This window comes from Pseudomonas sp. GLN_2 (genome assembly GCF_043106005.1).
Lineage (GTDB): Bacteria > Pseudomonadota > Gammaproteobacteria > Pseudomonadales > Pseudomonadaceae > Aquipseudomonas > Aquipseudomonas alloputida.
Genome location: NZ_JBICMC010000041.1, coordinates 127,055 through 146,430, shown reverse-complemented (window position 1 = coordinate 146,430; position 19,376 = coordinate 127,055). Strand labels below are relative to the sequence as shown.

The window sequence follows — 19,376 nt, the reverse complement described above, 5'->3', positions numbered from 1 at the left end:
AAAGGCTCATCCGCATCCCTACGTTAGCCCGCATAGCAGTGCGGGCTTTTTCTTTAGGTGGCTGTGAGCCGCTGCAGATATCAGTAGACCGGAATTAGGCGCTCACGCTGACCTGGGGTGAGATCGTCAATTAAGCCGACCTTGAGAGTCCCAGCCGCAGCATCAGCCAATGGTTTTCCCATATCGGCAGATGCAAATTCTGGAAGCTTGTACATCGCCCCGGTTAGAGGATCAACGATCAGCATGCCGATCAAACCACCAAGCAGGATGTTGCCCCAATACCAACCGCTCAGGCTGGAATCGAGCTCAATGGTCTTGTCTGGGTATCCGTCCTTTTTGAAGTGCAGCTTGTAGGTCTGGCCGGAAAAATACCCTTTGCCAGACTTCAATGTGACGGTGCTTGGGGTGTTGCCTGAGTGGACCACAGTACCGTTTTTATCGGTGATCTCGAAGCTTGCTCCTGGGGGAGCACTTGATACAGCTACTGGGTAGCGAGACTCGCCAACAATACTCGCACACCCTTGAATACCAACGAGCCCGACAACCGCAACCGCCCCAGCCACTTTCCGAAACGTCATTGATACTGCTCCATGTTGCCGTTATTGGCATGGCCGGATATCGGCCGGCGGCGATTGTACTTGGAGCAATATCATTTTGATATCATTCGGAAAGCTTTTCTGACCCGGGTTGTATCCCTAGAAAGGCGCCTCCTCCTCCACCCTCTCCTCCTCCCAATCCTTCTCTACGACCAGGTCGTCGCGATCTTCGGCGTTCTGCGCCTCCCACCTCACCGTCACGCTCTTGTCGTCATTGAACGTCAGGTCCAGCTCCGGCGTTTCGGCCAGCAGCCCCATTACCTCCTCCCACTCCATGTCCCCATCTGTGTCCAGGCGATGGATTGTCACCCAGCGTTGAGCCTGCGCTATCGGGTGATTGATCATCGACGATACCCGCAGGCCCAGCCGCTCAAGGGCGGTCATCTCTTGGCGAGGTTGCGGGGTCGACTTCTTCTGCTTGGCCATACCTTCCTCCATTGACTGTACATACATCCAGTATCAGACAGAGCTTACCCAAGCTATCGAGCGATGCAAGCCCTGAGAGCGGATTAGGCATTTATGGAAAGTTAGGCATTACCTATTTACAAAAGTTAGGCATTGGCTTATCGTGCATTTCATCGAGGCACTACACAGCACCTCGGGAGGCCCTCAAGCCGACCGCTCTTTACACAACCCGACGTGACCACCTCGACGCACCCAGGCCATCACCTGGGTCGGGACAAGCTAAGTCGTCGATCACGCAGCCTCTGGATAGCTGCCGGACTCCTCTCATGGGAGGACGCCAAACCATGCAGCCAGCCGGGAAGAACACCGAACACGAAATGTGTGACCCGGCCAGGTGGGGATAGCCGCGGCAACAAGCATGGAGCGGAAATCAGATTTCACTGGCTGGCCTTGGCGACAGGGCCAGACGGGAAATCAACCCGAGGGCATTACCGTGAACAAAGAAGAGATCTACGACAGCCAAATCAGCCCGCTGATGCTTCAGATCATCGAGATCTGCAAGGCAGAAGGCATCGCGATGATCGCCAGTTTCGATATTGGTCACGATGGAGTAGGGCCAAACGGCGAAGACTGCACAGGCCTTCTCTGCTCGAGCCTGACACCAGACGACAAAGGCAATCCCAATCCGGCATTCCAGCAGGCATTCAGCTTAATCAAGCGCGGCCGGTACGCATCTCCAGCACTGCACATCGCCACCGAGCACGCCGACGGCACGCGGACACTGGCAGCAATCATCTGACTCCCAGACAGCCGGAAAGACGGCACGATCCACCTGGCCCTCCATCACCAGGCTGCATCGGGGTGTGATCTGAGTACCGTCACCCAGCGCGAGAGCAATGGGCGGCAAACGTCATGCAGATCACACCCCGATGCAGTTTTCACAGATTTAAAGCGCATCACCTTTGGCCTTATGCAAGTTAAGGCTCACCGCAGTAAAGATTAATCGACGTACACGCAGGCGAATCCGGGGCCCACCCGGCCAGACCAGATGCATGTGAGGTAGCGCTCACCGCCTGCACCCCTTCCCTTCACATCGACCGCATTAGGCAGGCGCCAGGTCACCTTTCACGGTGGGTTTGGTCACCCGCGCTTGGCGCCTGACCAATGCGGTTGCTGAGGACAATCATGGAAACGATCACTTGCGGCTCATGGATTGGCCAGCTCGGCAAGGCGCTGGCTCCCCGTGAGCTCGAAGCACTGCTGTGGGTGGCTCAAGGCCTCACCACCAAAGAAATCGCCCGCCAGATGGCGGTCAGCCCGGGTACCGTGGCCAACCGCATCGAGGCCGCGCTGTTCAAGCTCGAAGCCGGTCGCCGCATCGAGGCGGTCACCAAGGCCATGCGCCAACAAATCATCAGCCCGCTCTGCATCATGCTCGCCAGCCTCATCGCCATGCATGCGGTGATTGACGACAGCGACCCGATGCGCCGCGACCGCCGAGCTCCCGAGCGCCGCACAGCCCAAGTTCGAATCGTTCGTAAGGCCGAGGCCTTCGAATACCACGCCTGACCCACCCGAGGATCACCCCATGCAGACAGCAATGCACCCTGCTTTCGAGCAGAAGCTTGCCGTGCTCGCGGCACTGCTCGAGCGCAGCAAGTCAGCCAGGAGCGAGGCGCACGCCAAGGTCGGCCAACAGGCCCCGCGCTACCAGGCATCTGGCAAGGGCGGAACGTGGGATGTGGTTGAGATCGCCACGGGCGCGGTGCAGGGCTTCGCCTTTAGCTACCGGGCCGCGCTGCGGTTCGTGGATGCGATGGAGGCCGGCGCGGCCAGCAAAACAGGCACGCGGCAATGAGCAAGCGCAAACCCCACAACATGCGGGCCAGGCTGGAGCGGACCTGCAGGGCCTTGGTGTCGGCAAATCATGCGGCCGTGGTCAACATCGATCCTAGCGACCAGCAGGTGCTGATCAACTGGAAGAACCTCAAGCAGATCTGCGTGCGGCAAGTGGTCGACGCGGTCTGCGACATCCCGCACCGCTGGACCATCTACCTCAGCGTGCTCTGTCGGACGGAGCTCGGTGAGCGGTATCACAAGTCGATCGAGGTCGCGCCCCAAGGTAACTACCGCGCCGAGCACCTGACCGACATAATCGAAACGACCTACATGGACCTGCGGGCCACCGCCAACCCTAATCACCTGGTGGCGGCCGGCTGGATCGCCATACCCACAGACACAACGCTCGACGAAGCAGAGGCCGCAAATGTCTTTGCTGCTGTCGGCGCCTGGAATCAGCAGAAAGCAGCATGAAACGCATCACCGCGCGCGTCCGGCACGGCCGGCGCCAGCAGCAAATCAATTTGCCGCCCAGCGGCTTGGGAGGTATCAGCAATGGCGAAGACGCCAACCCAGCGCAAGCAAGAACAGCGCGAGCGGGACAAGCTGGCGAAGGAAGAGCGCGAGGCCCTTTTGCTGTCACGCCGCATTGTCACGGACCTATACCACAACACGGACAACGCGCTTAAACGATCGATGGAGCGTGCCGGGATCGAGGAAGAGCAGGACCTGATTTCGCGACTCATCCATGGCGCCGATCAACTTACGGACAAGCAGCTCGAAAAGCTGATCCGCTTGCCGTGACGCCCTGGCGTGACAGAGCTACTGCCGGCGCATCTCCTGATCGTGCATTCGGTGCATCAGCTCGGACATTTCCTGATTCTCTTTGTGTAGCTTGCTCAAGTTTTCCTGCGTCAGCTTGCCGCTCCCTACGAGCTCGAAGAGCTTGGCGTGGTAATGGACGAACAGGGCGACAGGAGCAATCTTCCCTACCTGCCCGAGCTTCATCCCAAGCTCAATCTGCTCCGACCGATCTTTCGCTGCTGCTTCCATCACCATCTTGGCTATCTCTCGCCGATGCTGGTAGCGGCTCTGCATCCATATACCAGCAAACGAACTCGCGCCACCTATCAGCGCGCCAATGAGCCCAGCCGCCCAAGCCTCCATAAATCACCCCCTAGCTAAACGGAAGCTTGATTCTGCCACCGGCTGCCCGCCAGCGCCTTCCCCTATTCAACGATAACGCCTCCCCGGCGAGAGACTGGGCCACCTCTCACCGCAAATCCAGTGCATGCACCAGCCGTCGCGCGTCATCGATGTTTAGGATATCGATTGCCCAATGCTCATCATCCTTATGCGATTTGTCGTCAAAGCTCGCAAAAAGCTTTCTGATCTCATCTTTTCGATAGATCCCGTCCTTGAGCACGGGAGGGCGAAAATGGAAATTGAGCTTCTTTTGGGAAGGCATGAATGAAAAATACCGTTTCCCATTTTGATAGATGCGGAAGGACCGAACCTCTCCCTGATTTTTAACGGTCCACTCTACTGAGCGAAAGCAGGTGAACGCTCCAGCGAGGTAGACAAATGCTTCGCGTACATCCGCATCTTGGATGTACTCGTAAAACTCACTAACAAGATCCGAGTCGATGTCGTGCGCAAGCATGTGTCGCTCCTGATCCGGCCCCATGCCGGGCAGAACACCAATAGTCCACTTCCACGAATCACGCCACCCCGGCGAGGGCGGCGCCTGCACGCAAGGACCACAAGATGGCCGAATACAACATCGTCAGCATGAGCGGCGGTAAAGACAGCACGGCCACCCTTCTGGTCGCTCGCGAACTGGAGGTGCCGAACCTCAGCGCCGTTTTTGCAGATACCGGGCACGAACACCCGGCCACCTATGACTACGTGCACTACCTGGCCGAGGCCGTCGGTGTGCCCATCCGCTGGGTAAAGGCCGACTTTGCCCGGCAGATCGCCAGCAAGCGCAAGTTCATCGAAACGAAGTGGCGCGAAAAAGGAGTGCCAGAGTCAGTGGTTCTGGCCGCCCTAGAAGTGCTTCACCCCACGGGCATCCCATTCCTCGACATGTGCCTCTGGAAAGGCCGGTTCCCCAGCACCAAGGCCCGATTTTGCACGGACGAGCTGAAGCGAAACCCGATCATTGAGGACGTTTTCATGCCGCTGATGACCGGCGAGAACCTTGTGCTGTCTTGGCAAGGTGTGCGAGCTGATGAGTCACTGAGCAGGCGGTACCTACCTGAGTGCGACGAGGTCGGCGGCGGCCTGTTCAATTACCGGCCAATCCTCAAGTGGCCAGTCGAGGCCGTATTTGAAGCTCACCGCGCTGCCGGTATCAAGCCGAACCCACTGTACCTTCAGGGCTGCAACAGAGTCGGCTGCATGCCCTGCATCATGTGCGCGAAGGATGAGCTGCGCGAGATTGCCACTAGGTGGCCGGAGGAAGTGTCCAGAGTGCGGGAATGGGAGCGCTTGGTGAGCATCGCCAGCAAGCGCGGTGCCGCCACGTTTTTCGCCACCGTCACCGACCCCACCGTCCGATCCGACGACAAGGTCAGCGCCGAAACCCATGGCATTGACCGCATGGTGGACTGGGCGAACACATCACGCGGCGGACGCCAGTTCGACATGGTCGACCTGTTAGCGCGCACCGACAGCAAACAGAAATGCTCTTCGGCCTATGGCCTCTGCGAATAACCACATTCCAACGACACTTTCAGGCCGCCCAGGCGGATGCGCTGCCGGCAATTCGTTTTCCTACACCCTGCCCTTATAAACTTCTGAGCGGTGGTGGCTCAGGTAGCTTCGCTGCTCCAGTGTGAAGCTGCCGACATTCAAGCTAGATGTCAGCCCCCAGGCAGACACGATTTCCTTAGCAGCGTCGGCAACCAACAAATCCCCGTTGTCCTGGAAAGTTATCCAGCCACGGTCGAAAAGCTTGTCCACGTGAGGGGCCAACATCAAACCATTGCTCCCATCCAATCGCTCTGCATTCGAGCAATCCTTCCAAGGCTTGATGTGGCTAGCGATCAGGAAGCGCTTATCGGAAACTCCGGTCAGACGGCACGACTTCTCACGGTCCAGCACCTGAAGGCGGAATGTTCCCTGGCCGACACGCGAGCGGACCAACTGCTCCCGCTCAGTAGAAGCCAGTTCCTGATTCAACTGGATTTCACGTTCGGCTTCGTCCGCTCTCACCTGGTCTTCCAGCTCATGAACCCGCTCGATAATGGCGCTCCCAGCACTATTGGATAGGCGGAGAACGAAAGAGCCAAGTTCGGGCGAGATACTAGCGAGGTAACATCCCTGATTGCCGTTGCCATTAGCTTGTAAAGGGGAATTTTTCGCGGGTAAGAGGCTTGTGATAGCAGTAATGTGGTCCTTAGGTGAAACAGCCTTGTCCAACTCGGTCCACTCGATAGGAACTAGCCATCCCGTATCCGACCAGTTCTGACCGGCTTGACCAAAATCTTCCGGCTTCGCCTGTTCGGCATAAACTGAAGTCGCAACACCGATAGCTCGAATCTGACCTCCAGCGTAGGAGATAACTACGTCACCGGCCCTAACCAACGTCAGGTTGATGTAGGTCTGGTTTCGAGCGCCATTTTTATTTTTTGTGGGTGACCAGATGTAACCCCCTTCAAGTTCGGCTTGGTAAGTCTGCTTATGGTTGACCCACCAGAAGCGCGAAGTTTCTTGCTCGGGTGAATGCCGCTCGAAAACTACAACCTCTGCACTCAGGTCCAGGGACTTACGTTCCCAGCCAGCTTCGATCCAAAGATGGGCCCAGGTGTGTGAATCATCAGTCCTTGAATTTGCCCACCAAGCGTTGTGATTTCTCGCGACCGGTGGCAGCCCGCCCACTAGCTCATCAATTTGAGCGAAGGTCAACACAACGGAGTTAACAGTCTGGGACCGAAGAAAATCGGCCAGGGGCATGTACTTACTCACCGGTCACCTCTGAGCGCAAAAGCAGCAATCATATTGCCATCATGCACTAGCAGCAATCCTTCCATTCATACAGACCCGCCTCTCCACTCATTGCCACGATATAGCTCGAGGTATCCCCATGCCCACAGAAAACCGATCCAGCAACACAAAGATGGTCAGCGTGCCGCGCGATGAAGTCGAGCGACTGATCAAGCTCCTGGCCTACCAAGCCCATCCATACCCATCGCCTCATGCAGAATACTGGCAGCGCATCCTTGATCAACCTACCGAGGAACGCTACGGAGAGCCAGTGTGGTACATGATCGAGAGCGGCCTGAGCGTAATGCACGCAAAGGACAAAGCGCTGAGCGATTTCCAGGGCTGGGACACTAGCGCCTACCGTATTCCTCTCTACGCCCTCTACAAACCTGAAGAATGTGTCCGCTGCGAAGGGCGAGTTAAGTTCGTTTCTGGCTCCTGCCCACAGTGCGGAGCATTCTGAGCGGCAACCGAAAACCCGAAAGAGCACATTTGTACTCCACCCAACTGTAACCCCTCTCCCCTCTATTACTGCCGCGATATGGCCGCCACGCAGCCCATTTGCAACGCAGTGATGCAATTCATCGTCTCAACCTTCCTGAGAGGAGTTTCAGTACCAATCCCCATCAACATGCTTGAGCTTCTTCAGTTGTTGATCAAGCTCGAGAACCACCAAGTCAGATGCTCCAAATCTTTTACGCATCCAAACCCCTTTTGGAACTATAAGTATGCCCTTTACGGACTTCCTCTCGCCGGCAGCTGAGATAAGGTTCCCGTACAAGCCGACCAGTTTTTGCGCTCTATGGACTGCACTGGATAACGCTGCAGGGCTAAGAACGTGCCTAACCTCGACAACGTAATCGATGGACTCAGTTTTCAAGACAGCATCCACCTCAAAGCTTACACCTGGAGCCGAGTATCGCATATCAGTGAGCAATTTCGACCCAGTGAGCATATTGGTATAGTCCTTTAAAGCATCTACAGCTGCATATTGAAACTTTATAATATTTTTTGTTCGATCTGCTATTGAGGCTTTCCCATCAGCCGCGACCTTAGAAGAGTCGGGCCTGTTAATTTCAAGCGAATCTTGAGACGGTATGCCCTGTATAGATAGCTGGGCTTCGGGTCCACTCGTATTTTGAGTTTCAGTTTCCTCGCCACCCTCATCCGCAAGGGCAGACGATTGCGTTGGATCTTTTGAGCGATTAGCATTAACCGTAGATTCTTCGTCAGCTTCTTCTGCCTGTACGGCCTCTACCGCCTCGAGAGCAGCTTTTTGCGCTGCCTGCTCTGGCGTAGACTTTTGAGCCAGGTAATCCCAGTACTTATCTCTATTAGTGAACATTGCAGCCAACTTTTCCAAAAACTGGAGCTCAGTTACCAATGTAGCAACAATAAAAATAGAAAGACCATAGGTCCATACATTATTTGCCGCAAACGCAAGAGACAGTACTAGACCACTGCCAATCAGCTTAACCTTGGACAGCTCGGAGGATAAGACTGAGTAAATCAACATCCACGCCAAGCCTATAACACCAAAAACCTGTGCCAAAATAGCAGAAGCATGTTCAATTTTTCCTGAAAACAGAAAGCTAGAACCATTTATAAATGCATTACTTGCATAAAAAAATGTCGCCAGCGCAATTAGCCCCGCAATGAAACCAAACCAGACTCCTTTCACCTCTCCCCCTTAGCGTCCTTTATGACAAAATTTTCAAAGGACTTTGCGCAATACCTGCTGCATCAAACACTAATCAGGATCAAATTGCCACCATGCAGCCCCCAATCATGCCTAGCGACTCAATCGCCTACCAGCCCAACAGGCCCTACGTACGGTGCATGGCCCGCCAGAAAAAGTAGAAATTCCATAAAAACATCAGCACTCCTTCAGCTGTAACCCCTCTAGTCTATTCACTGCCGCGATATGGCGGCCAAGGATTCCCCATGTCTAAATCAAGCCTGCTGACCGGCGAGACCTGGTCTGTCGACGATGAAACGTTCCGCTGTGAGAGCCCAGGCGATTTGCTCGATGACCACGAAGAACTCGTGGCCGGCTCCACCGTCTACCGCGGCAACGCTGTGCGCCCAGACCCTGCGGCCTACATCGACACCAAGCACATCATCGAGATGATCGGAGAACGTGCCTGGGATGACTGCGGTGAGGCTGCGGAGGACTGGCCGGCCGTGCCATCGCTGGCCGAGCACGAGCTGCAAACCCTGCTCAAGGCCTGGGCTGCCAAGCACCTGAGCCCTACCCCGTTCTACCGCGTGGAAAACGTCGTGGAATACACGATAACCGAAGCGGACATTGAGGGCCGTCGCGCATGACCAGCCTCGCCCTCTGCCTCCTGCTGCTGGCCACCGGCGCCAGCGCAACCGAGAACGTCATCGACGTGCAGCACGACAGCAAGCGCGGCGTCACCTGCTACGTGCTCAACGGCGTCGGCATCAGCTGCATCCCCGACAGCCAGCTGCAGGCCGGCAACCAGCGCCAGCTCTCCCCGCACGAAACACAACCCGAACCTACACCCGCACTGGCGTCTGGGCGCTGGATTGAAGAGAGGTATCAGCTGTGAGCAAAGCCGCCCGGAAAGATGTGCTCGACGAGATGACCAAGGAAGACCTGGTGGAGTGGATCAGGTCTCAACACTTTTTCATGAAGCCCAAGAAGAGCGATGTGCTGTATCTGCGCTGGAAGCGGCAATCGGCAGACGTTCTGGCCGAAATGGAGAAGGAGAACCGCGCGCTTGACCATCTGGACTTCAGCGAGCGGGATCGACTGGCTCGGCAGTTCAACGCGTCAAAAGATCCAAGTGAGCGGCATCGACTGGTCGAGAAGATCGAGCCTTATAACAAGGCCCTGAGAGACCACCTGAACCGCTCCGAGGCGATCAACCGCAAGCAAAAGCGAGTGGATGCACTCTACGACCAGATCGAGGTCGAGCGGAAAAAGGAGTGCCGATGATGAGCGACCTGATCGAAGTGAGGGTATCCAACCTGGTCGGCGCTCCGCTGGACTGGGCCGTGGCAAGGGCCGAGGGTTTCGAAGCAGATCCTGTGTGCCGAACGACGGTATGGCGCACCCGAACTGACCCCATCAGTATCAGCATCCGCGGCGCAACTGAATGTTTCGGCTATCGCCCCTCGTCTCACTGGGATCACGGAGGCCTACTGATCGACAAGCACAAAGGCACCGCTCAACACATACCCGGCCTTCCCGAAGACACCTGCTATGCAGGCGGCCCCGCCGGCGCAGAAGTTTGGTGCTACGGCCCCACCGCTTTGGTCGCGTTCTGCCGGGGCCTGGTCCACTACAAGCTCGGCGATACCATCCAGGTGCCGAAGGAGCTGATGCCATGAGCGTTTCTGAAGAGCACTTCCAGCGCGCATGCGAGTTCGCAGATCAGCTGATCACGGAGAAGTCCGAATGGCTGCGCAGGGCTTTGAATGCTGAGCGTGACCGAATCGTTTACCGAGCCCTAGCCATCGCTGGATGGCTTGGGGTGATCACGATGGCAATCACCTGGAGCATCCAGCCATGATCCTGCCCCTGATGTACATGGCCTACCTGATCTACAGAGGGCCGCGATGAGCACACCGCCACTTATCAGCAGCCAGCGATACTTGAACCGCGAGGTTATCGCCAGGAAGGTGGCCAAGTTCAAGGTGTTCGTGGTTCGAACAGTGGATCTGGAGATGCGCGGGAAGCTCTATCGCATCATCCTTGATGGCCATCACAACTTGGCGGCAGCCCGACTCATCGGCGCCGAGCCAACCTGGAAAGGACCTCCGCCGAAGCTTGAGCGCTTCATGAAGGGAATGACGACCGAAAGATTCGCCGCCTTCATGATCAACAACCTCACCGACAGCAACTGGTACTTCCACGACACCGGTCAGGTAGTGGAACAGCTACTAGCACCGCAACGGTAAACACTCCCCCCACCACTCAAGCCCGTCGACGGCGCGTCCAGTAGTGCGTCGCGGCAAGCAACACCCCAGGTATAGCCATGCCCAAGCCGCTGTAGGTGAATGCAGGCTGACCTGTCAGCAGCCCGCCCATAACGAATCCGATGCCAGTGGGTATCAGTGTGACAGCTACGTAGCCGAACGGTTTTTTAGCTTCCTTAGCCATATCGCTCCTCCTGTTGTTCCCCGATCAAACCATACGTGCCCACCGACATGCGCGGGTATGGAGAGACTCATGCTCAATTTCCTAGTTCACCTGGTTCAACGTAAGGAAGCCTGCTCCACGCCCATCGCTCGGTCCACCGGAGTTGCCCTAGGCTGTAGCCCGGCAATACCTAGTGCTTGACCCGCTCAAATCCATACCCCCTGAAAAGGCGCGTCGTCAATAAATCCCCCCAACAAATCATGCCACCTCGGCGGGGCAAAGCTGCAAAGAAAGCGCGCCATCCTGATAAGAGCACATTTTTACCCGACCCAATTTATCCCCTCACCTCTATTTACTGTCGATATATGCGATTAAGGAAGGCTTTACTAATAGAAATCTGCCCAACGACTCTATTTGATCAGAATTTATGTGTAACTTCCCATGCTGCGGGCAGCGCCTGCAGCACACCAATCTAAGAGTAATTTATGACTTACGATCTTATGGCGACCAACATTGGCTACCAGTCCGAAACTGCTTCTGCTGCCCCGCGCAGCTTACAATCCTTTATGGAAGAGCACCGGACAATTCGTGATTTCGGTAGTGCTGAAACCGGTCAGGGCCTAGCGGATGATGGCCCTGCCATCACCAAAATGGCAAATACACTCGGGTACGTTGTTATTCCTTCAGGTAACTTCCGCATCATCGGCGACCTTACCATCTCAGTCCCCCAGTACTATCAGGCTGGAGCATGCTTGACCGTGGACAATACTTCCACACTGACAATCACAAATCGTATTCACAGCTCTAACCAATGGATTTTCCAAGGTGCAGGCAAGGTAATAATTAATATCGTCAGCACCATGGGTGAGGACGCAAAGTTGATCACCGCGGGCTGGTTCGGAGTATTTCCAACCAACGCCCTAGTCTCCGATATAGCCGATAGAATGCAACGCGCCTTAAACTCAATGAACGCGCAGACAAGGGAAGGGATTTTACAACTGGAATGCGGGTCCTATCATCTAAGCAAGACCATCTACGTTCCGCGCGGCGTAGAAATTTCTGGTCGCGGTATGCGCCGAACAATCTTTGACATTTCTGGACTTGATTTCACGGTCTTTGAAACCACTGGAAACGCATGTAAATTCTCAAACTTCCAGTTTGAATTTCCAACTGGTCAATCCGGGGTTCGAACAGCACCTTACATCCACGTAAAACACAACACCTGCGAGATTGATAGCATTTGGCTGTACCCGACAACAGTCGGAATTATTATTGATGAAAACTGGTGCACCATCCGTAATCTGCGCGCCACCTACGGCTTGGATCCGCAAGCGCTTGACATTGCAGATACCTGCGTCGTCTGGGCTCGCACAAGCGGCTTTAGCATCATTGACGTGACTATCATCGGCACAACCTTCGCACCTCACCACATTGTGAGAGTAGGCCATGACACCAATATCAGCGCAGGTAACATTGACAACATTCATACTACCCTGCCTGCAACAGCGGTTTTCTTAGACAATCGCAATTGCTCAATCTCTCGGATCAACATAAGCAACATCATCGGAAACCCTGCCAACTCAACTGGTAACCAGCAGTTTGATTCACTGACTAAAATTGTTGCCGCTGGCGCTTATCAATGCACCTACATTACGCTCCATGGCTTGGTTACAAACGGCAATGCTGATTCCTTACTGCATATCGATGGTTCCGACACATCGGTCATCAGCAACATTTCATTGGGCTCTGCTGTCGCTCAGGGTAACACCGGTTACGGTATCCGCTTGATCAACAATGGTACTGGAGCTATTCGCAACATAAATATTGCGAGGGACGTTGATGTATCTGGCCGACCTATTCGACTGGAAACCGTCGGCAACGTTACCTTGTTAAATATTCCCCCTTCATTGCGCGGCTCGCACTTCAGCGCTCCTTTCATAGAAAACTTTACTCTGGGTGATGACCGAGCCCGAATTATTAGCGACAACCGGACAGCGATTTTTGCTGGAGTTTTGATCATTGGCTCATCAAACCCAAGCGTCAATGGAATCTTCAGTTTTCGTGCTGCAAGCTCTAGCAACCATGTAACGATGATTGCAGGAGCAGCCAATATGTCAACTGCCACTACTCCCTTGTCAGGATCTTCAGGCTCTGATGGAAGGTTCACTGTTGGGATTGACTCCTCAGGCCAACTGGTCTTAGAGAATCGCGTGGGATCTAACCTGACGTTGTCGATTACTCTGATGGCAGGATACTAAGGAATAAGGCCTGCCTCCGAATACCACGTACCCGTCGATGAGGTGATAACGCAACAGGTCAGCCTAGCCGCCGCCTAGTCCAAATAGGCTCTTAGTAGCGAATGGGGTACATTTGTTCTCCATTCAGCTATAAATTTCCTCTCTCCATTGGCCGAACATGGCGACGAAGCAACAATCCTGCCCAAAGAAAGGGATCTGGACTACCAACTGCTAAAGCTGCCCACTAGGAACCCTGTACCTAAGTTGGCCGAGATTCTAGGCTCGAATGGCAGCGAGTTAATATATCCAAGAATCTAAAACCTATCATAAGCAACCTGCCTAATTAGGCAAAGGACATATTCATGACTAAAAACACTAAAGTCAGCACATCCGAAGAAAGCGCACAAGAAGATAGTAACCTGTTGAGTGGCGCTATCGCCCGAGCACTTCAAGACGCCTCAACTGAGACACTGCCTGCCATCGAAGATTGGGGCGGGAAAGGTGACTACGTCACTGATAATCTTGTTCCTTTAGCTATGGCAATAGCTTCCGGTGCGAAAGGAGTTAAATTTGGTTTCGGAATCTACTCATTTTCGAATGGTTTTGATAAGCCTCAAGGCTTCCTGATGAAAGGAGAGGTAGCACCCGAGTTCGGATTTGGAACCTTAGACGCAAAGCAATTTTTACGAGAAGGGTATCGACATTTGATGCCAGGAACGGTCCTAGCCTTTAAAGGCCGAGGAACCTTAGTAGCGCAATTCCCCCAAAGATCTGACGAATTTTCAACAGTCCGATACTGCATTCGCTCGGTCAATACTGGACATGGATCTCTGGGTGCCTCCATTAGAGACCTAGCAATAATTCAAGATATGATTTGCATTGATGCAAATGGAAAAGCAACTAAGCCAGGGTTTGAAAACAAAGCCGATTACGAGGTCGGGCACCTGTTCGATGACAGCGCCCAAGAGATCTCCTCAGGGGTCGTAGTATTTGGATATTTCTCTAAAGCTGGCACAGCAATTATATCTAGCACAGGAAACGATGACCCCGATTACAATAAATTTGTCGGCGGCTCTACAATGGGAAAACACGGACTTGCAATTCTCGGGAGCAGTACCTCTGCCAGCTATGGACTCAGCGGAACGGCAGGGTATAACTTCAAAATGTACACCTTAGACCATCATAGTCGAGGCTCTATGACCACAGAGGAGCGCATTGAGTATTATGCAACTGCGGATACTTGGTCCTGCCTGTATATCGATGGCGATGTGGATGCCTCGTCAGCGGAAATCAATGGCCACTATTTTTATGACTGCGTGATGCGAACCAGAGCAAACCATCCTCTCCGACTTGGAAAAGCATCAAACGTGCAGTTCTATGGTGGTGTTTGTGAATTATCTCCTTACGGCATCCCAAACTCAGACACCCCGACCTTTATCGCATCTACCGATGTAAAACGAGGCATAGGCTTTTATGGCATGAGAAACAACTTCCTGAGCACAATATTCAACCCTGAGTTCGTTGGAAAGATTCCAGTCCCCGTGATAGTTTCAGGCGACCCTCTCAACGGACGTCTTGGAGTATTTGGCAAGGCTCCAACAGGCTATTCAGGTACAATCTTAGGCTCCGATGGAAACACTGGAAACTGCTCGGTTCAGTTAACGAGAGATGCAAACAACGGTAGTTCCGACTGGCTTATGAGGATGAATGTCAATCTAGGAGATAATCTTGAATTCAAGCATGCCTCTAAGAGCTCGCCTGCTTTTTCTCTAACACCAGCAGGAATACGCGTACCCACAGCAGGAGAGCGGCTTGTTATCAAAGAACCTCGCCCTGCGCTCTCCATCAAAGACGGGACAATCACAGTAACCGGATCGTACCATGCTGTTACTCCCGAACTTGGGAATGCAGACGATCTAGACACGATACATGGTGGGGTTGAAGGAATGGAACTAGTGCTACGCCCTACCTCCTCAGCGCATGAAATAACCTTGAGACGCGCTATCGGGAACATCAGACTTGACAGTTCAATCAACCAAGTGCTTAGAGGCAGCCTCTCACGAATCACACTTCAATATACCGGTGGCTTCTGGGTCCAAGTTGCACCAGTTTGCAACAATGGCTAGCTAAATCACAAAGACTGCCTGTAGTAGCTCCAAAAGCGCTCCTACAGGCATTAGCGATACTCCTTTCTCGTTAGTAAGCACCAGGATAACTCAACTGCCTGTTGTTCTCGGGCAAGATCGGAATCCAAACAACTTTCTCCTGGTGTTGCCATCATCAACAACATAGAGATTTCCCCCATGGAAACCGAGATCCTTTCGGACGAAGAGCTGGTGGAGATCACCGGCTACAAACCCCGGGCGTGGCAGCGCCGTTGGCTCACAGAAAAAGGCTGGCACTTTGTCGAGAGCCGCGGCGGCCGGCCACTCGTGGGCCGCCAATACGCCCGTCAGAAGCTCAGCGGCGTGGTGATCGATACCGTGCCGGTCGTAGCAGCCCCTCCACCAGCCCCCGCCTGGACCCCTAATTTTTCCCGAGTGAAGTGAAATGCGCCCAAGGAAGACCGAGAATCGCGACTTGCCACCAGGTATGTATCGCCGCAAGAGACAAAAAGCCAATGGCAAGGTGTGGGAGGCCCTGTACTACAGAGACAAGTCGGGCAAGGACATCTTCCTCGGCAATGACTTGATGAAGGCCAAGCTGAAGTGGGCGGAGTTGGAGGCCAAGTCGATGCCGAAAGAACTGACCACGATGAAGGGGATCTTCGACGAGTACCTGCTGAAGATCATCCCAGGCAAGGCCGCCAGGACCCAGAAGGACAACATCTACGAGCTCAAGCAGCTGCGCAATGTGTTCGACTCGGCGCCGATCGACGCCATCACCCCGGCCATGATCGCGCAGTACCGCGACTCGCGGTCGGCGAAGACCAGGGCAAACAGGGAAATCGCCCTGCTCTCCCACGTATTCAACACGGCGCGGGAATGGGGGCTTACCACCCGGGACAACCCGTGCCTGGGCGTAAGGAAGAACAAGGAGAAACCGCGCGACTTCTACGCCAACGAAACAGTTTGGCAGGCGGTGTACAAGGAGGCTCCACCGGAGCTGAAGGATGCGATGGACTTGGCCTACCTGACTGGCCAGCGGCCATCGGACGTACTGTCCATGCGGAAGGACGATATGGAGGGAATCTACCTTCTGGTCAGCCAGGGCAAGACCGGCAAGCGATTGAGGATCGTCCTGGAAGTAGATGGAGTGAAGAACAGCCTGGGCCTGCTACTCGAGCGGATCATGCACAGGACCAGAGAACACCTGTCCCCGTTCTTCATCGTCAACGAGCACGGCAAACGCATGAGTTGGCCAATGTTACGCAACCGGTGGGCAGACGCCCGCGAGGGCGCAAGGGTGAAAGCTGAGGTCGAGAAGAAGCCGGACCTGGCCAACCGAATCGCCCAGTTCCAGTTTCGCGACATCCGACCGAAGGCGGCCTCGGAGATCAACGATCTGAGCGATGCAAGCGTGCTGTTGGGCCACTCGAAAGAGGGAATTACCGAGCGCGTTTATCGGCGCGTCGGGGCCATCGCCAAGCCTTCCAAATGACGAAGTTTTGGGACTGGTCTCAATTAGTTTTGGGACTTCGGTATTTTCTGGTGCACAAAGAAAAACCCCGCAGACGTTAATCTGCGGGGCTTTCGAATGGTGGAGGCCGAGGTCGGAATCGAACCGGCGTAGACGGATTTGCAATCCGAAAGATATTTTCTTTATTTTCAATAGCTTAGGACGATTCTAGTTCCGCAACAAATCACTTCTAGTAGCTCTGCAACCCCTTGAAATCGAGAGAGTTTCAGCTAGGTGCGGAACTGATTTTTCACCAGATACCCCACCTCTGGCGACCTGCCGAATAGCCTCCGATTGCGCCGCAGAACCCTGAGCTGCCTCCCCGCGCAGCCGATTAGCGACAAAACCAGCATACTTCCCTGCCCCCGAGGAGCAGCCATCGCAGCGAGTTACCTAATGGAGCTTCGGCAATTCGGTTCCCCGAACCTTGGCTATCGACCAAGGCTGTGTGAAACGTTCGGCGCGATCCGATTGGTTAGAAAACGACCAGAATTTCGCGCTCCTGCGCGAAATCTGGGTTAGCTGAATAACCAAGCCAGTACATATTTCACGTATGCTCGCGCTCTTCAGAGATCCGTTTGGGTTTTCACACAGTCTGGACCCGAAGCTGCCCTTCGTTCAGGGCAGCAATCGGCCAATGAGCACCAGCTTACGGAAACCCCACCTAGCCAGCAGGCCTAATCGCTGGAGGTGGCCCAGCGCTGCCGGTGTCCACAGGCGAAAATCGGCCTGAAGCGGTCATCCCACGGCTACAACAGATAAGACGGACCATAGCTTTGACTCACACCATCAGTGCCAACCTCGTCAATAAATGGATTCGGGGTCTCTGGATACCCTCAGTACGAACGGGGACTGGCTCTTAAGCCAGCGGAGGGCTAACCTAGTAGCTCTGTAGTGGCTTAACGCCATAGGCGGTAAATAAGAACTGTTATCTGAATTGGCAGGGTTAGCTACGTATGAGTCGTGAAGCTTTCATTCAAGATATCGTCAATCATCTGTTGACCGAGGTTGACCCGCAGGTGCTAGAGGTAATGGCCTCAGACGGTCGCGAAACATGCCGCTCAGGATTAGTCCGCGGATTGATGGGTGGGCAGAATTTGAAGGACCCGCAAGCTTCGCTTTACGTTATGCTCAGCGATGCGCAACGGGCGAAATTTCGCGAAACTTTCGCCAGCCGCTATCGTAGAATGATTATGGAATTTATTGAGTTGAAGGAGAAACTGCTCCATCACCAGAAAATTCCTGAATCAGAGTTCAAGACGGAGATCATTAACTATATCACGCGCTCTGACGCCACTCTAGGAATGTCGATATATCAGGTTGCGGCCAATCACCACGTGACTGAGGCTATCAATGCTGCCAACAGAGAAGTCTTACTCAACAAATTAGATCCCAATAGAATACAAGGCCTTAGCGATAGAGCTAAACTTAATAGCCTAAAGACGAACGTCAACCTGACTTCAGCGCAGTGTACGCAGCTATTTTCCGTGTTAAAAACCTCAGCTAAAGGCATGGTTCAATTGATAGGCTCAGGTAAACCGTTCATTTTTGAAGCGTGCCACATAGCAGAAATTTTGCCTTGCCATAAGACCGAGCCGCGCAACGATTTTGGTTTTATATATGACACTATCAGAACGCTTGCAGGCCAAGATTCACCGAAAAAAACTGTCTACACAGCCATCCGAATGAAGGGTAAGTACACAGGCGTCAACTTCATAGAAGTTAGCCTTGATGCCGCACTCCCTAAACTTGAAGAGGCAATCCGAATCTCAAATGCAGCACAGGTAAAACGATATGGAGAATTCAAGTAGTCATACACGACGACCTCTCAGCTAGCGTAGCGGGCAGTCGATGAATGACTGCATTTGGCCGATTGTTTCCCTTCGCTAGAGACGGCGATAAGGAACCTTCTAGAAAGTAGGTCTCATAAGTGGGCCACTAGCATTCGCCTCAGTCTTGAGGCTCGTCGCATCCGTAAAAACTGAAGCCGACAAGCCCAGGCGAGGTGGGCTTGTCATAGAAATCACTAAGCAGCGACGCTTGCTCACCTAAAAATGCCGTATTTATTCTTAGCCACATTTACAGAATAAGTATGCGCCTCATCAATGCGGCGATACAGACTGTCGGTATAGGGGACCTTCACATACAGATAGTCGTCTTTCGTTATAATGCATACTGTATCAGGTCTGGTTTCTTTAAAAGCATCCGACCCAAAAAGCTCGGCCAAACCTCGCGCAGCGGGGATCCATGAGCTTGGATGATCTTTAGGCTTTTCGCGTTTAACTTGAGTTATATTGCTTGCTGGAAATATGTAATCCTTCCCACCACTTCTAATCAGTTTTATCATCCCCTTGTCCGAGATTTGAATGTCGTCAAAATACTGGGCCATACATACTCCTTTATATATCCGGGTTTTGGTTTGTTTATGCTTGCGCTGTGTGACAGGTTGGGCTTTATCCATATACTACACCCAATGGAAAGTCGGCTCCCCGAGCCTTGCCCATTTTGCCATGTACTATCTTTCCAGGGAGACGCTGATTTCCATGGTAGCTCCGAGTGGCTGCAATGGGTCGATAGCTG

At 53.8% G+C, this 19,376-nt stretch carries 26 protein-coding genes; 18 read left to right on the top strand and 8 right to left on the bottom strand.

Annotated features, from left to right (window positions below; genetic code table 11):
- Positions 1–80: 80 nt before the first annotated feature.
- Together ACF8Q6_RS11280 and ACF8Q6_RS11275 are read right to left on the bottom strand one after the other, a co-directional pair.
- Positions 81–578 carry a hypothetical protein gene (locus ACF8Q6_RS11280; protein WP_392493299.1) on the bottom strand — a complete coding sequence of 166 codons (498 nt, stop codon included), beginning with the start codon at positions 576–578 and terminating at the stop codon, positions 81–83.
- A 117-nt stretch (positions 579–695) separates the two neighbouring features.
- Positions 696–1,022, bottom strand: coding sequence for a DUF1654 domain-containing protein (locus ACF8Q6_RS11275; RefSeq protein WP_392493298.1), 327 nt, complete (start codon positions 1,020–1,022; stop codon positions 696–698).
- A gap of 472 nt (positions 1,023–1,494) precedes the next feature.
- On the opposite strand from ACF8Q6_RS11275, the gene ACF8Q6_RS11270 reads away from it, so the two are divergent.
- The 5 genes from ACF8Q6_RS11270 to ACF8Q6_RS11250 all read left to right on the top strand — a co-directional run bounded on the left by ACF8Q6_RS11270 (position 1,495) and on the right by ACF8Q6_RS11250 (position 3,644).
- A complete protein-coding gene (locus ACF8Q6_RS11270; protein WP_392493297.1) occupies positions 1,495–1,800 on the top strand; it encodes a hypothetical protein in 306 nt (101 codons plus the stop codon).
- A 386-nt stretch (positions 1,801–2,186) separates the two neighbouring features.
- On the top strand, positions 2,187–2,570 hold the full coding sequence (locus tag ACF8Q6_RS11265; protein ID WP_264359944.1) for a response regulator transcription factor: 384 nt from the start codon (positions 2,187–2,189) through the stop codon (positions 2,568–2,570).
- Positions 2,571–2,589: 19 nt separating this feature from the next.
- A complete protein-coding gene (locus ACF8Q6_RS11260) occupies positions 2,590–2,859 on the top strand; it encodes a hypothetical protein (protein ID WP_392493296.1) in 270 nt (89 codons plus the stop codon).
- Positions 2,856–3,314, top strand: coding sequence for a hypothetical protein (locus ACF8Q6_RS11255; RefSeq protein WP_392493294.1), 459 nt, complete (start codon positions 2,856–2,858; stop codon positions 3,312–3,314). Before ACF8Q6_RS11260 ends, ACF8Q6_RS11255 begins: the two co-directional genes overlap by 4 nt.
- 81 nt (positions 3,315–3,395) lie before the next feature.
- Complete coding sequence (locus tag ACF8Q6_RS11250) at positions 3,396–3,644, top strand: hypothetical protein (RefSeq protein ID WP_392493293.1); 249 nt, start codon at positions 3,396–3,398, stop codon at positions 3,642–3,644.
- An 18-nt stretch (positions 3,645–3,662) separates the two neighbouring features.
- On the opposite strand, the gene ACF8Q6_RS11245 is transcribed toward ACF8Q6_RS11250, so the two are convergent.
- Both ACF8Q6_RS11245 and ACF8Q6_RS11240 read right to left on the bottom strand, forming a co-directional pair.
- Entirely contained in the window at positions 3,663–3,938 is a 276-nt protein-coding gene (locus ACF8Q6_RS11245) for a hypothetical protein (protein ID WP_392493292.1), read from the bottom strand.
- A gap of 175 nt (positions 3,939–4,113) precedes the next feature.
- Positions 4,114–4,503, bottom strand: a complete 390-nt coding sequence (locus ACF8Q6_RS11240) for a hypothetical protein (RefSeq protein WP_392493290.1) — start codon at positions 4,501–4,503, stop codon at positions 4,114–4,116.
- A 104-nt stretch (positions 4,504–4,607) separates the two neighbouring features.
- Here ACF8Q6_RS11240 and ACF8Q6_RS11235 point away from each other — a divergent pair, with 104 nt between their 5' ends.
- Positions 4,608–5,558, top strand: a complete 951-nt coding sequence (locus tag ACF8Q6_RS11235) for a phosphoadenosine phosphosulfate reductase family protein (protein WP_392493289.1) — start codon at positions 4,608–4,610, stop codon at positions 5,556–5,558.
- Between the two features lie 60 nt (positions 5,559–5,618).
- On the opposite strand, the gene ACF8Q6_RS11230 is transcribed toward ACF8Q6_RS11235, so the two are convergent.
- Positions 5,619–6,812 carry an HNH endonuclease gene (locus ACF8Q6_RS11230; protein ID WP_392498798.1) on the bottom strand — a complete coding sequence of 398 codons (1,194 nt, stop codon included), beginning with the start codon at positions 6,810–6,812 and terminating at the stop codon, positions 5,619–5,621.
- Between the two features lie 118 nt (positions 6,813–6,930).
- Here ACF8Q6_RS11230 and ACF8Q6_RS11225 point away from each other — a divergent pair, with 118 nt between their 5' ends.
- Positions 6,931–7,293, top strand: coding sequence for a hypothetical protein (locus tag ACF8Q6_RS11225; RefSeq protein WP_392493286.1), 363 nt, complete (start codon positions 6,931–6,933; stop codon positions 7,291–7,293).
- 147 nt (positions 7,294–7,440) lie between these two features.
- Here ACF8Q6_RS11225 and ACF8Q6_RS11220 read toward each other — a convergent pair whose 3' ends face one another.
- Positions 7,441–8,511 (bottom strand): hypothetical protein, encoded by a 1,071-nt coding sequence (locus ACF8Q6_RS11220; RefSeq protein WP_392493284.1) that lies wholly within the window; start codon positions 8,509–8,511, stop codon positions 7,441–7,443.
- Positions 8,512–8,774: 263 nt separating this feature from the next.
- Here ACF8Q6_RS11220 and ACF8Q6_RS11215 point away from each other — a divergent pair, with 263 nt between their 5' ends.
- Genes ACF8Q6_RS11215 through ACF8Q6_RS11190 form a run of 6 tightly spaced genes read left to right on the top strand, consistent with a single transcriptional unit; the run spans position 8,775 to position 10,760 of the window.
- Complete coding sequence (locus tag ACF8Q6_RS11215; RefSeq protein WP_392493282.1) at positions 8,775–9,158, top strand: hypothetical protein; 384 nt, start codon at positions 8,775–8,777, stop codon at positions 9,156–9,158.
- Positions 9,155–9,406, top strand: coding sequence for a hypothetical protein (locus tag ACF8Q6_RS11210; RefSeq protein ID WP_392493280.1), 252 nt, complete (start codon positions 9,155–9,157; stop codon positions 9,404–9,406). The genes ACF8Q6_RS11215 and ACF8Q6_RS11210 overlap by 4 nt, the downstream gene beginning before the upstream one ends.
- The gene (locus ACF8Q6_RS11205; RefSeq protein WP_392493279.1) at positions 9,403–9,795 is read left to right on the top strand and encodes a hypothetical protein; all 393 of its coding nucleotides are present in this window, start codon (positions 9,403–9,405) and stop codon (positions 9,793–9,795) included. Before ACF8Q6_RS11210 ends, ACF8Q6_RS11205 begins: the two co-directional genes overlap by 4 nt.
- Positions 9,795–10,190 (top strand): phage protein NinX family protein, encoded by a 396-nt coding sequence (locus ACF8Q6_RS11200; protein WP_392493278.1) that lies wholly within the window; start codon positions 9,795–9,797, stop codon positions 10,188–10,190. The genes ACF8Q6_RS11205 and ACF8Q6_RS11200 overlap by 1 nt, the downstream gene beginning before the upstream one ends.
- Complete coding sequence (locus ACF8Q6_RS11195; RefSeq protein WP_392493277.1) at positions 10,187–10,372, top strand: hypothetical protein; 186 nt, start codon at positions 10,187–10,189, stop codon at positions 10,370–10,372. Before ACF8Q6_RS11200 ends, ACF8Q6_RS11195 begins: the two co-directional genes overlap by 4 nt.
- Positions 10,373–10,418: 46 nt before the next feature.
- On the top strand, positions 10,419–10,760 hold the full coding sequence (locus ACF8Q6_RS11190) for a hypothetical protein (RefSeq protein ID WP_392493276.1): 342 nt from the start codon (positions 10,419–10,421) through the stop codon (positions 10,758–10,760).
- A 16-nt stretch (positions 10,761–10,776) separates the two neighbouring features.
- On the opposite strand, the gene ACF8Q6_RS11185 is transcribed toward ACF8Q6_RS11190, so the two are convergent.
- Positions 10,777–10,962 (bottom strand): hypothetical protein, encoded by a 186-nt coding sequence (locus tag ACF8Q6_RS11185; protein WP_392493275.1) that lies wholly within the window; start codon positions 10,960–10,962, stop codon positions 10,777–10,779.
- A gap of 464 nt (positions 10,963–11,426) precedes the next feature.
- On the opposite strand from ACF8Q6_RS11185, the gene ACF8Q6_RS11180 reads away from it, so the two are divergent.
- The 5 genes from ACF8Q6_RS11180 to ACF8Q6_RS11160 all read left to right on the top strand — a co-directional run bounded on the left by ACF8Q6_RS11180 (position 11,427) and on the right by ACF8Q6_RS11160 (position 18,607).
- The gene (locus tag ACF8Q6_RS11180) at positions 11,427–13,199 is read left to right on the top strand and encodes a hypothetical protein (protein ID WP_392493274.1); all 1,773 of its coding nucleotides are present in this window, start codon (positions 11,427–11,429) and stop codon (positions 13,197–13,199) included.
- A gap of 341 nt (positions 13,200–13,540) precedes the next feature.
- On the top strand, positions 13,541–15,304 hold the full coding sequence (locus ACF8Q6_RS11175; RefSeq protein ID WP_392493273.1) for a hypothetical protein: 1,764 nt from the start codon (positions 13,541–13,543) through the stop codon (positions 15,302–15,304).
- A gap of 177 nt (positions 15,305–15,481) precedes the next feature.
- Positions 15,482–15,727, top strand: coding sequence for a DUF4224 domain-containing protein (locus ACF8Q6_RS11170; protein WP_392493272.1), 246 nt, complete (start codon positions 15,482–15,484; stop codon positions 15,725–15,727).
- Position 15,728: 1 nt separating this feature from the next.
- Positions 15,729–16,778 carry a tyrosine-type recombinase/integrase gene (locus ACF8Q6_RS11165; RefSeq protein ID WP_392493270.1) on the top strand — a complete coding sequence of 350 codons (1,050 nt, stop codon included), beginning with the start codon at positions 15,729–15,731 and terminating at the stop codon, positions 16,776–16,778.
- A gap of 974 nt (positions 16,779–17,752) precedes the next feature.
- On the top strand, positions 17,753–18,607 hold the full coding sequence (locus tag ACF8Q6_RS11160; RefSeq protein ID WP_392493269.1) for a hypothetical protein: 855 nt from the start codon (positions 17,753–17,755) through the stop codon (positions 18,605–18,607).
- A gap of 233 nt (positions 18,608–18,840) precedes the next feature.
- Here the strand turns inward: ACF8Q6_RS11160 and ACF8Q6_RS11155 are convergent, their stop codons facing one another.
- Positions 18,841–19,185, bottom strand: a complete 345-nt coding sequence (locus tag ACF8Q6_RS11155; RefSeq protein ID WP_392493268.1) for a hypothetical protein — start codon at positions 19,183–19,185, stop codon at positions 18,841–18,843.
- Positions 19,186–19,376: the final 191 nt, after the last annotated feature.